Raw genomic sequence first — 12,894 nt, 5'->3', positions numbered from 1 at the left:
TGCCTTATATTTGTAAAAAGCACCCTTTGCGCGGTGCCAACGCGCCGGGTTGACTCCGGCCACATATACTCCTCTATACAATATGAAAAGACAAGTTACCCTGAAACAAATAGCCAAAGAGCTCGATGTGTCTATAAGTACGGTTTCTAAATCGTTGCGTAACAGCCCTGAAATAAGCGAAGACACCCGTCTTAAAGTACAGGCATTTGCCAAACTGTATAATTATAAGCCTAATAACATAGCGCTGAGCCTTAAAAATAAGAAAACCAAGACCATAGGTATTATTATCCCCGAAATTGTACACCACTTTTTTGCCACGGTAATCAGCGGCATAGAGCAGGTGGCAAACGACCATGGGTACAACGTAATTGTGTGCCTTAGTAACGAGTCGTTTGATAAAGAGGTAATTAACATGGAAATGCTGGCCACCGGCAGTACCGATGGCTTTATTATGGCACTTAGTAAAGAAACCCAGCAAAAGCGTGATTTTCACCACATACAGGAAGTAATAAACCAGGGTATGCCGGTGGTGATGTTTGACCGGGTTACTAACGATGTACTGTGCGATAAGGTTATAATAGACGACCAGCTTGCTGCCTACGAAGCTGTAGATTACTTTATAGGTAAAGGGTTTAAAAAAATAGGCCTTATAACCACGGTAGACTACGTAAGTGTGGGTCGCCTGCGTACCGATGGCTATGTAAACGCCCTGAGCGACCACGGCTTAGCCATAGACGAAAGCCTAATTGTAAAAATTGAAGACATAGACGGCTGTGCGAGTAAAATAGAAGCGCTACTGCGTGATAACAAGCCCGACGCCATATTTGCGGTAAACGAATTGTTTGCGGTAACAGCCATAAAACTGGCCTCAAAAATGGGTATACGCATACCTGAAGATCTTTCGGTAATAGGGTTTACTGATGGTATTATTTCGCAGTTTAGCAGCCCTGCAATTACTACCGTGAGCCAAAATGGCGAAGTAATGGGTGGGCGTGCTGCTAAGCTACTCATAGACAGGCTGGAATCAGAGGAAGAGGAAACAGGCGAGCCGGAACATTACCGTACCGAACTCATAGAAACCCACCTGGTGGTGCGCGAAAGCACAGAATAGTTTATTCGGTTATTTGATAATTTGGTTATTCGGGGGAGGGGGAGCTTCGTTGCTTTGATTATCTACGTAACCTTTGCTAACCAAGTCCACAAATAACCGCATAACCAAAAAACTACGACAACCTTGTAGTTTTGGGTAATAAACTTAAAAACAGTATATTAAAAAATATAATTCCGCCCATATTGGCGGAATTTTTTTTGCCCTATGTGAACCAACCGATTAAAAAACCATTATATTTGTGCTGATTATCAAAGCTTAAAATTTCACTTCACACAATTAAGTTTTGATAAGCTACGCGCTTATCGTATTAATAATCATTAAATTACGATAATGGAAAAGCGTAAATTAGGCTTCTGGGAAATCTGGGGCATGAGCTTCGGTTATCTCGGAATCCAAATGGGCTTTGCGTTACAAAACGCAAACGCCAGCCGTATCCTCCAGATTTTTGGTGCAGATGTGCACACCCTTTCCTGGTTCTGGATCATTCCGCCACTTATGGGACTTATAGTACAGCCGGTTATTGGCCATTACAGCGACCGCACCTGGACACGTTTCGGGCGCCGTAAACCCTATTTCCTCGCAGGGTCGCTACTGGCAGCTCTTGGCCTTGTATGTATGCCGCAGGCGGGTGCGCTTACCGCCATTATGCCCGCATTGTGGGTAGGGGCAGGCTTCCTTATGATAATGGATGCCTCGTTTAACGTAGCCATGGAACCCTTCCGTGCACTGGTGGCCGATATACTTCCGGCAGACCAGCGTACCCTGGGTTTTAGCGTACAAACGGCCCTTATAGGCTTTGGAGCCGTAATAGGCTCATGGCTCCCGTATGCGCTAACCAACTGGTTTGGCGTGTCTGATGCAGCTACCGATGGTGGTGTACCTTACCATCTTATTTTATCTTTTATAATAGGTGCAGCGTGCCTTTTGGGCGCGGTACTGTTTACCATTGCTACTACAAAAGAATACTCACCCGAGGAAATGGCAGCTTTTGAGGCCGCTAGCGGTGAAGTTGAGGCAAAGGAAGAAGCTCATTCTATAAAAGACATTTTTACTGATTTTGCTAAAATGCCACAAACCATGCGCCAGCTTAGCTGGGTGCAGTTCTTTTCATGGTTTGGTTTATTTGGCATGTGGGTATTTACTACCCCTGCCATAGCACACCACCTTTATGGTACCCCGCTTAAAGAGCTTAGTGAATTTACCCCTGCAGAAACTGCCTTGTACAATAAGGCGGGAGACTGGGTAGGTATCATCTTTGGGGTGTACAACGCCGTTTCGGCGGTTATAGCGCTGTTTATACCGGCTATTGCCCACAAACTGGGGCGTAAGAAAACCCATTTCTATGCGCTTATTATTGGTGGTGCAGGGCTAATATCAGTGTATTTTGTTCCAAATCCTAACTGGCTTATCCTTTCTATGGTGGGCGTGGGTGTGGCTTGGGCCAGTATACTGGCTACGCCGTATGCCATACTTTCGGGTGCTATACCGGCCAGGAAAATGGGTGTTTACATGGGTATATTCAACTTTTTTGTGGTAATACCTCAAATTGTAAATGCCATTATAGGCGGCCCTATGGTAAAATACCTGTATGGCGGTAATGCCGTGTATGCCATAGTGGCGAGTGGTATCTCGTTTATTATTGCGGCATTTTTTGTAACCCGTGTAAAAGACACCGAAGACACAAAAGCATAAAAACCAAAATTTTTCCCCAAACGTTTTTGAACTAACTAAAATGAAACAAAAAGCATTCATTTTCGACCTTGATGGCGTAATTGTAGATACGGCAAAGTACCACTACCTGGCATGGAAAAAAATTGCCAACCGCCTGGGTATTGATTTTACGCACGAACATAACGAACTGCTAAAAGGCGTAAGCCGCGTGCGATCGCTCGAAATTATACTGGGCCTGGGTAACATACAGGCTACAGATGAAGAAAAAGAAAGTTGGCTTGTAGAAAAAAATACCGATTACCTTAACTATATAAACAACATGCAGGCCGATGAAATCCTGGATGGCGTGGTGCCTGTACTGGATTGGCTTAAAGCCAATAACCAGCTTATAGCACTGGGTTCGGCAAGTAAAAACGCGCGTCCTATACTGGAAAAAGTAGGCATACTGCACTATTTTGATGCTATTGTAGACGGCAATGATGTAACCAATGCCAAGCCAGATCCTGAGGTGTTCCTCAGGGCGGCGCAGCTGCTGGGCAAAACACCTGCCGACAGCATTGTTTTTGAAGACTCCATGGCTGGCGTGGAAGCGGCTAACATAGGCGGCATGACCAGCGTAAGCATAGGCGACCCGGCCGTATTGCAGGGGGCGCATTACAACTTTAGCTCTTTTGACAAGATAAACACACATTTCCTAGAAAACCTTACAAACAATTAAGCTACTACACAATGAACCAGGATTATATACTACCAGACAATTGGTCGGTAATTGAAGAAGGATTTGATGCAGAGAGGGTACGTTCATCCGAGAGCCTTTTTAGCATTGGTAACGGCGCCATGGGTCAGCGTGCCAATTTTGAAGAACAGTATAGCGGCCACACGTTTCAGGGCAGCTATATAGCCGGGGTATATTATCCGGATAAAACAAAAGTGGGATGGTGGAAAAACGGCTACCCGGAGTATTTTGCCAAAGTGCTTAATGCGCCAAACTGGATAGGCATAGATGTAGCAGTAAACGGCGAGGTACTAGACCTTGCCAAATGCAGTGTGGTAAATAACTTCCGCCGCGAACTAAATATGAAAGAGGGGTGGTACAGCCGCTCTTTTGAGGCAGTGCTGCAAAACGGTACTGAGATTAAAGTGAATGTAAAACGCTTCCTTTCGGTAACGGAAGATGAACTGGGCGTTATAAAATACGAAGTTACCCCGCTTAACCGTGCGGCGGTAATTACCTACGCACCGTATGTAGATGCGGGTGTAAAAAATATGGATGCTAACTGGGAGGAAACCTTCTGGGAACCTACCGGGGTGCAGCAGGGCGTTAACGAAGGTTTTGTAACGGCACGTACGTTTAAAACCAGGTTTGGCGCGGCTACCTATATGCACAACAGCATTTTCTTAAACGGTAACGACATAGAGGCCCTGCCGGTTGCTGCTGAGGCTACCGAAAGCAGGGTGCAGTTTACCTACAGCGTAGAGGCAAACCAAAACGATACCGTAGGTATTGTAAAATTTGGTGGGTATACGGTAACACTAAACCATGCCGAAGATGCTTTGATAGATGCTGCAAAGGCGGTTATTGCTTCGGCGAAAGCCAAAGGGTATGATGCGCTGCTTGAGGAGCAAAAACAGGCCTGGGCGGGCATTTGGGAAATGGCAGACATTACCATAGATGGCGACGTAAAGGCGCAGCAGGGTATCCGTTTTAATATTTTCCAATTGAACCAAACCTATCTGGGTAAAGACCCAAGGCTAAACATAGGCCCTAAGGGTTTTACCGGCGAAAAATACGGAGGTTCTACCTACTGGGATACTGAGGCGTACTGCATACCGTTTTACATGGCTACAAAAGACCAACAAGTGGCACGCAACCTGCTTACGTACCGCCATAACCAGCTGGGCAAAGCCATAGAAAATGCCGAAAAACTGGGCTTTAAAAACGGTGCGGCACTGTACCCTATGGTTACCATGAATGGCGAGGAATGCCACAACGAGTGGGAAATTACCTTTGAGGAAATTCACCGTAACGGTGCCATAGCCTTTGCCATTTACAACTACTACCGCTTTACCGGCGATTACAGCTACATCCCTGAAAAAGGCCTTGAAGTACTTATCGGCATAGCGCGTTTCTGGCACCAAAGGGCTACGTTCTCATCGCACAAAAACAAGTATATGATACTTGGTGTTACGGGGCCAAACGAGTACGAAAATAACGTAAACAATAACTTTTATACCAACTACATTGCGCAGTGGTGTATACGCTACGCGGCAGAGCAGCTAAATGTGGTTAAGGCGGATTACCCGGCAGACTATGCCCGTATTATGGACATAGTAAAACTAGATGCCGAGGAGCTTGCCTCATGGAAAGAAGTAGCCGATGGTATGTACTTCCCGTACAGCGAGGAGCACGGCGTGTACCTGCAGCAAGACGGTTTCCTGGATAAGGAACTTGTTCCGGTAAGCCAGCTCGATCGTTCTCAGCGCCCTATTAACCAAAAATGGAGCTGGGACAGGATATTGCGTTCGCCATACATTAAGCAGGCCGACGTGCTACAGGGCTTCTATTTCTTTGAAGACCACTTTAGCAAGGAAGACCTTGAAAGGCATTTTGATTTTTATGAGCCGCTTACGGTACATGAAAGTAGCCTTTCGCCATGTGTACACAGCATACAGGCTGCGGTACTGGGCAGGATGGAACAGGCCTATACGTTCTATCTAAGGACATCGCGCCTGGACCTTGATGATTACAACAAAGAGGTAGAAGAAGGCCTGCACATTACCAGTATGGCAGGTACGTGGATGAGTATAGTAGAAGGCTTTGGCGGTATGCGCGTTAAAAACGATACCCTGCACTTTGAACCGAAAATCCCGGCGCAGTGGAAAGGCTATTCGTTTAAGATAAACTTCCGCGGGCAGGTGCTTAAGGTTTCGGTTCAGGCCGAAGCCACGCACTTTACCCTTGAGGGCAGTAACGAACTGAACGTCGTGGTAAACGGCGCTACAGTAGCCGTGAAACCAAACGAGCTGGTTACTGTGTAGTTTTCCCATAACCTGCAAGGTTTCTAAAACCTTGTAGGTTTTAATTAATATCTGAAGTTGAAAAGCTTCGTAATAAATAGCTACAAGGTTTTAAAAACCTTGCAGCAGAACAAACAACAACAATGAAAAAACTACTTTACATAGCATTACTGGGCACAGGCATAGCCTTTGGCCAGGTACAAAAAACCGAACCTCCGTTTTGGTGGAGCGGCATGCACAACCCGGAGCTGCAGGTAATGTTTTACGGCAAAAACATTGCCCAGTACAAACCTGAAGTATCCGATGGGGTGGTGGTTACCAATGTGGTAAAAACTGAAAACCCTAACTATGTGTTTGTAACCATAGATACTAAGAACGTACCGGCAAAGGAGCTTACCTTTTCGTTTAAAAACGATAAGAACAAAGTGGCTTTTACCCAAAAGTACGACCTGAAACAGCGCAGGGAGGGTTCGGCGGCACGCGCCAGCTATACATCGGCGGATATGATGTACCTGCTTATGCCCGACCGTTTTGCTAACGGTAATCCTGCTAACGATGCTACTAAGGCTACCACCGAAAAAGCTGACCGCAGTGCGGTAAACGGACGCCACGGCGGCGACATTCAGGGTATTATAGACCACCTTGATTATATTCAGGAGTTGGGTGCTACGGCGGTATGGAGTACACCGCTTTGCGAGGATAATGATCCGCGGGGCAGCTACCACGGTTACGGCCAAAGCGATGTGTATAAAATAGATCCGCGCTATGGTACTAACGAAGATTACCTTCGCCTGAGCAGTGAGCTTAAAAAGCGTAAAATGAAGCTGGTGCTGGATTATGTTACCAACCACTGGGGTGCAGAGCACTGGATGTACAAAGACCTGCCTACCTATGACTGGGTACACCAGTTTCCGGGGTATTCGCAGAGTAACTATCGTATGACTACCCAGTTTGATACCAATGCAAGCCAGGTAGATAAAAGGCAGTGTGTAGACGGGTGGTTTGTACCTTCTATGCCCGACCTTAACCAAAGCAATCCGCTGGTATTAAAATACCTTACGCAAAATGCCATTTGGTGGATAGAATATGCAGACCTGGATGGTTTCCGTGTAGATACGTACAGCTACAACGACAAAGACGGGATTTCTAAATGGACAAAAGCCATTACCGATGAGTATCCGTACTTTAACATAGTGGGCGAGGTGTGGATGCAGAATCCTGCGCATATGGCCTATTGGCAAAAAGACAGTAAAGTGGGAGCCATAGAAAGCTTTAACTCACACCTGCCCAGTGTAATGGACTTTTCGTTATACGATGCCCTGCAATGGACATTTAACGATGATAACTCGGGTTGGGATAACGGCATGCAGCGCGTGTACAACAACTTTACTAACGACTTTTTGTACCCAAACATAAACAGCATACTGGTATTTGCCGAAAACCACGACACCAACCGCATTAACCAAAACTATGCGGGCGACTTTAAAAAGTATCAAATGGCTATGGCCTTAGTGGCTACAGTGCGCGGTATACCGCAGTTGTACTATGGGTCTGAAATAGGTATGGCGGGCGATAAGGGTAAAGGCGATGGCGACATACGCCGCGATTTTCCGGGTGGCTGGAAAGGCGATAGCAACAACGCCTTTACTAAAGCAGGCCGTACGGCAGAGCAGCAAAAGTTTTTTGACTTTACCTCTAAGCTGTTTACCTGGAGAAAAGGGAAAGATGTAATTCATAATGGTAAAACCATGCACTTCCTGCCCGATAATAACGTGTATGTGTACTTCCGCTACAACGACAAAGAAACTGTAATGGTGGTGGTAAACAATGCCGCAGAAAACCGTACCTTTAAAACGGCACGCTTTGCAGAGGGTATTAAAACCTTTACAAAGGGTATCGATGTTATAAGTGGTAAAGTGGTAGATGTTACTAAAGATATCACCATAGAGCCAAAATCAGTACTGGTGCTGGAATTGAAATAATTTTTATTTAAACCGAACATTTCAGGTATGAAAAAACTATTAGTAGGAGCCTTTATTCTGGGAGCTTTTTTTGCGGGGAACGCACAAAAAAAGAAAGCTCCTGTAAAACCGGCCAAAGCCCGTACCACAGCGGTTAAACCCGCAGCAACCACACAAGACATAGCCCCCATAAGCGATGCCGTGCTGGAACAGGCGGTAATCTACGAGGCAAACATAAGGAACTACTCTAAAGAGGGTACATTTAATGCTTTTACAAAAGATATCCCGAAATTAAAGCAGCTGGGGGTAAAGGTGCTTTGGCTTATGCCGATATATCCTATATCTATGACCAGGCGTAAGGCTACAGCAGATAAGTCTATAGAGGATATTACTAACCCGGAAGAAAAGAAAAAATACCTGGGCAGCTGGTATGCCATAAGTGATTATACTGCCATAAACCCTGACCTTGGTACAGAGGCCGACTTTAAAAAACTGGTAGCTACAGCGCACGCTAACGGTATGTATGTAATACTGGACTGGGTGGCTAACCACACCGGCTGGGATCATAAGTGGATAAAGGAACATCCGGAATATTACCAGAAAAATGCTAAAGGCGAAGTTACCGATCCGCTAAACCCTGAAACGGGCGAGCCATGGGGCTGGACAGATGTGGCACACCTGGATTACAGCAACAAAAAGGTGTACGAGCCCATGAAAAACGAAATGATGTACTGGGTAAAGCAGCAAAACATAGACGGTTTCCGTTGTGATGTTGCCGATAACGTACCCCAGGATTTCTGGGACTGGGCTACACCGCAGCTTCGTAAGGTAAAGCCGCTGTTTATGCTTATGGAAAGTGAAAAGCCATACCTGTTTACCAAATCGTTTGATATGGGCTACGGATGGGAAGCACACCACCTGATGAACGACATGGCGCAGGGTAAAAAGAACGTGGCTGACTGGGATAAGTTTATCAATAAATTTAAGGAGAAGTACCAGAAGGACGACTACTTTATGAACTTTACCAGTAACCACGACGAAAATGCGTGGCATGGCAGCGAGTACGAGCGCATGGGTAAGCACACCGAGTTATTTGCAGCCCTTACCTATGTAATGCCGGGAATGCCGTTGATTTATACCGGGCAGGAATTTGGCAACACAAAGAGTTTGAAATTCTTTGAACAAGACCCTGCCAGGCATGATAACGACAAGATGTTTAACTTTTACGAAAAGCTTGGTAAGTTAAAAAACAACAATCCTGCACTTGCCGGAGCTAAAAATAGTGCGCGGTATGTGCGTTTACAAACGGGGGAAGACACTAAGATACTTGCCTTTTATCGCGAAAGTGGTAAAAAAAGGGTATACTTCTTTGCCAATTTTGCCGATGAGGAAATTCCTTTCGAAGTAAAGTTAGACGGAGAGTATAAAGATTATTTAACCGGCGAAAAGGTAGTGTTTCAGCAAGGTGCAAAAGTGGCTTTAAAGCCATGGCAGTACTGGATATTAGTTGATTAACTATTAAAATTTATGCTCCTTATAACCAAAAAGGAGCTTTTTTTGACTATATTTACTATAACGTTTTCACAACTCTAAATCCTTAATTCTATGATGAAAAGATTACTTTTATTAGTAACGTTGTTTACGGCGTTTACCAGTGGGGTGGTAGCGCAAAACCTTGTAAGCATCATTGGTGCCTCTACTCCTGTGGGGTGGACGGGCGACCTTGACATGACCACCACAGATAATGTAACGTACACCTACAGCGGCCTTGTAATTTCGGTTCCGGCATCAGACCCGGGTGTTAAATTTCGCCTGGATCACGCCTGGACTACAAACTGGGGCGCTAATACATTCCCAAGCGGTGTAGCTACACAAAACGGCCCGAACATTCCGGCTACCAATGGTACGTATGATGTTACCTTTAACCGTGTAACCGGTGCTTATACTTTTGCTCCGGTAGGGGTTACGTATGATACAGTTACACTTATGGGAGGCGGTGCTACATACACGCTTAGCACAGCAGATGGTGTTAACTATACCTACCAAGGGCTTACACTTACCGCAGGTGAGTATATGTTTAACATTAATAATAATGTTATGGTGGGCGGAACCACCTTCCCTTCGGGTACGGCATCTGAAGGTATATCTATAAATGTGCCTGCAGGTACCTACCAGTTAACCTGGAATAACGATACCATGATGTATAACTTTGGTTTCCCGGTTATAAGCCTTATAGGTAGCGCTGTAGACGGTACCTGGACTACTGATATAGACCTTACTACTACAGATGGTATTACCTATACAAAATGGGGCGTTACCCTGCTTGATGGCGGTGCTAAATTCAGGCAAAGCCACGCATGGACAATGAGCTGGGGATCGGCTGATTTTCCTTCGGGTGTAGCTACAGAGGGTGGTGCAGATATCGCCGTAGTGGCAGGTACGTATAACATTACCTTTAATGTAATGACAGGAGCTTACAGCTTCGGGCCTCCTGTGGTAAGCCTTATTGGCTCAGCCATTGATCCTGACTGGTCTGTAGATATTGACCTTGAAACTACCGATGGTGTTAACTATTCTAAGCCGGCTGTTGTGCTTAACGATGGTGCTATTAAATTCCGCCTTAATCACGCATGGGGTGTAAACTGGGGTGCAAGTGCGTTCCCGTCTGGTACTGCAACACAAGATGGTAACGACATCCCTGTTGCCGCAGGTACTTATGATGTTACCTTTAACCGTACTACAGGTGCGTTTAACTTCCTTATTGTGGCCGGTACAACCAGCGTAACTAAAGATAGAGTGGCTGCTTACCCTAACCCTGCGGCAACCGCATGGAACTTTAATGCAGGTAGCGCTGAACTTACAAATATTAAACTTACCGATATTACCGGTAAAACCGTGGTGAACCAAGCCGTAAACGGAGCTACAGCTACTGTAAGCGCTACCGGCCTGGCTAATGGTGTGTATTTTGCTACTGTAACAGCAGGAGGCCAAAATACTGTAATCCGCGTGGTAAAGAACTAAATTTCTTTCATAGCGTTTTTTAGTGATAGTTTTTGTAGCCCGGGCAGTAATGTCCGGGCTTTTTTTATTTGCCCACTGCACAAGTTTATAAATCCATACATCCGCGAATCCACCAATAAACAAAACCTTATCTTTGCAGCAAACATACTATACCATGCTTACCATAGGCCACAGAGGTGCCAAAGGCCACGTTACCGAAAATACTATTGCATCGTTTGCCAAAGCCCTGGAGCTTGGCGTACAAGCCATAGAGCTAGATGTGCATGTATGCGCCACAGGCGAGCTGGTGGTGTTTCATGATGTTACGGTAGACCGCCTGACTAACGGCACGGGGGAGGTGGCAAAGTTTTCGCTGGCCGAACTAAAGGCGCTTGATGTTAGGGGAGGGCATAGCGTCCCTACATTACGCGAGGTGCTGGATTTGGTAAACAGGCAATGCCTTGTAAACATAGAAATGAAAGGCAGGCACACGGCACAGCCGGTCAGCGCTATTATAGAAGAATATATTGCGAAAAGCGGGTGGACGTATGCTGATTTTATAGTGTCGAGTTTTCAGTACGAGGAGTTAAAGGACATGAGTAGCCTTAACCCAAATGTTCCGCTGGGAGTACTTACTGAGGCAAGCGTACACCAGGCATGGGGGTGGGCCGCCGCCTTTAATGCCGTGGCGCTGCATCCGCACTACACCCTGCTTACCGAAAGCAATGTAACCAAAGCCCAAGAGGCGGGTTATAAAATATATACTTTTACCGTAAACGAACCTGCCGATATAGCCCATATAAAAGCCCTGGGCGTAGATGGTATTATAACTGATTTCCCTGACCGAATATGAGCAAACAATACGATGTAGTAATAGCCGGGGGCGGTGCCGCCGGATTCTTTACCGCCATAAATATAGCCGAACGCAACCCAAATCTAAAAATAGCTATACTGGAGCGTGGCAAAGAAGTACTGGCTAAAGTGCGCGTATCTGGCGGGGGCAGGTGCAATGTTACCCATGCGTGTTTTATACCTAACGAGCTGGTAAAGTTTTACCCGCGTGGCGAACGTGAGCTAAAAGGTCCGTTTAACCGTTTTTGCAGTGGCGATACCATAGAGTGGTTCGAAAAGCATGGGGTAGAACTAAAGATAGAGGAAGACGGCAGGATGTTCCCCGTAACCGATTCATCGCAAACCATAATCGACTGTTTTTTGGCTGCAGCCAAAAAATACAACATACACATACTTACCGTACAGAGCATACAATCGCTCTACCATGCGGATGATTACTGGAAAATACAAACCCAGGACGAAACGTATATAGCACCAAATCTGGTAATGACTACGGGCAGCAACCCCAAAATGTGGGATATGATGGCCGGACTCGGCCACACCATAGTACCGCCGGTACCATCACTTTTTACGTTTAATATAAAGGACCCGCGTATAAAAGATCTTATGGGGGTTTCGGCAGTGGCTGAGGTAAAGGTAAAAGGCAGTAAGCTAAAGGCATCTGGCCCTACGCTTATTACCCACTGGGGTATGAGTGGACCGGGTATTTTAAGGCTATCGGCATGGGGCGCCAGGGAACTTGCCGATAAGGATTACAGGTTCACCATACTGGTAAACTGGCTGCATAACGTAACCTTTGAAGAATGTGAGGAAACCCTGCGCGAACTAAAACTGGAGCATGCTAAAAAAACGGTAGCTAAAAAGAGTCCGTTTGATTTTCCTAACCGCCTTTGGGAGAGCCTTACCCGTGCGGCAGGCATTAGCGCAGAAACACGCTGGGCCGACCTAAGTAAGCAGCAGCTTTATAAATTGGCTACAGAGTTGGTTCAGGGGGAATATGCTGTTAACGGTAAAAGCACGTTTAAGGAGGAGTTTGTTACGGCCGGGGGCATAGACCTGCGCGAGGTTAACTTTAAAACCATGCAAAGCAAGCTGCACGAGGGCTTGTATTTTGCCGGCGAAATACTGAATATAGATGCCATTACCGGAGGGTTTAATTTCCAAAACGCTTGGACAGGCGGGTTTATAGTAGGGGAGAGTATAGCAGGAGTTTAGCCGGGTTAGTATACAAAAAAAGCGCAGATTATAAACCTGCGCCCTGTATTTGTGTTTGTAGTGTAT

General features: G+C 45.9%; 9 protein-coding genes. All 9 read left to right on the top strand.

Features of this window, described 5'->3' with window-relative positions; all coding sequences use genetic code 11:
- Nucleotides 1–49: 49 nt before the first annotated feature.
- The 9 genes from ACLI08_RS13615 (at nt 50) to ACLI08_RS13575 (ending at nt 12,828) form a co-directional block, all read left to right on the top strand.
- The gene (locus tag ACLI08_RS13615) at nt 50–1,111 is read left to right on the top strand and encodes a LacI family DNA-binding transcriptional regulator (protein WP_411429049.1); all 1,062 of its coding nucleotides are present in this window, start codon (nt 50–52) and stop codon (nt 1,109–1,111) included.
- A 330-nt stretch (nt 1,112–1,441) separates the two neighbouring features.
- Nucleotides 1,442–2,803: an MFS transporter gene (locus tag ACLI08_RS13610; protein ID WP_411429048.1), complete on the top strand. Its 1,362-nt coding sequence runs from the start codon at nt 1,442–1,444 to the stop codon at nt 2,801–2,803.
- A gap of 40 nt (nt 2,804–2,843) precedes the next feature.
- Entirely contained in the window at nt 2,844–3,500 is a 657-nt protein-coding gene (pgmB, locus tag ACLI08_RS13605; RefSeq protein ID WP_411429047.1) for a beta-phosphoglucomutase, read from the top strand.
- Between the two features lie 11 nt (nt 3,501–3,511).
- Nucleotides 3,512–5,821: a glycoside hydrolase family 65 protein gene (locus ACLI08_RS13600; RefSeq protein WP_411429046.1), complete on the top strand. Its 2,310-nt coding sequence runs from the start codon at nt 3,512–3,514 to the stop codon at nt 5,819–5,821.
- 122 nt (nt 5,822–5,943) lie between these two features.
- The gene (locus ACLI08_RS13595; protein ID WP_411429045.1) at nt 5,944–7,782 is read left to right on the top strand and encodes a glycoside hydrolase family 13 protein; all 1,839 of its coding nucleotides are present in this window, start codon (nt 5,944–5,946) and stop codon (nt 7,780–7,782) included.
- A gap of 27 nt (nt 7,783–7,809) precedes the next feature.
- The gene (locus tag ACLI08_RS13590) at nt 7,810–9,276 is read left to right on the top strand and encodes an alpha-amylase family glycosyl hydrolase (protein ID WP_411429044.1); all 1,467 of its coding nucleotides are present in this window, start codon (nt 7,810–7,812) and stop codon (nt 9,274–9,276) included.
- A gap of 90 nt (nt 9,277–9,366) precedes the next feature.
- The gene (locus ACLI08_RS13585; protein ID WP_411429043.1) at nt 9,367–10,782 is read left to right on the top strand and encodes a T9SS type A sorting domain-containing protein; all 1,416 of its coding nucleotides are present in this window, start codon (nt 9,367–9,369) and stop codon (nt 10,780–10,782) included.
- Between the two features lie 133 nt (nt 10,783–10,915).
- On the top strand, nt 10,916–11,614 hold the full coding sequence (locus ACLI08_RS13580; protein ID WP_411429042.1) for a glycerophosphodiester phosphodiesterase: 699 nt from the start codon (nt 10,916–10,918) through the stop codon (nt 11,612–11,614).
- A complete protein-coding gene (locus tag ACLI08_RS13575) occupies nt 11,611–12,828 on the top strand; it encodes an NAD(P)/FAD-dependent oxidoreductase (RefSeq protein ID WP_411429041.1) in 1,218 nt (405 codons plus the stop codon). Before ACLI08_RS13580 ends, ACLI08_RS13575 begins: the two co-directional genes overlap by 4 nt.
- The last annotated feature ends 66 nt before the right edge of the window (nt 12,829–12,894 follow it).

Source organism: Flavobacterium sp. RNTU_13 (assembly GCF_046614455.1).
Classification (GTDB): domain Bacteria; phylum Bacteroidota; class Bacteroidia; order Flavobacteriales; family Flavobacteriaceae; genus Flavobacterium.
The sequence above is the reverse complement of the archived record's forward strand: the minus strand, read 5'-3'. Positions and strand labels throughout refer to the sequence as shown.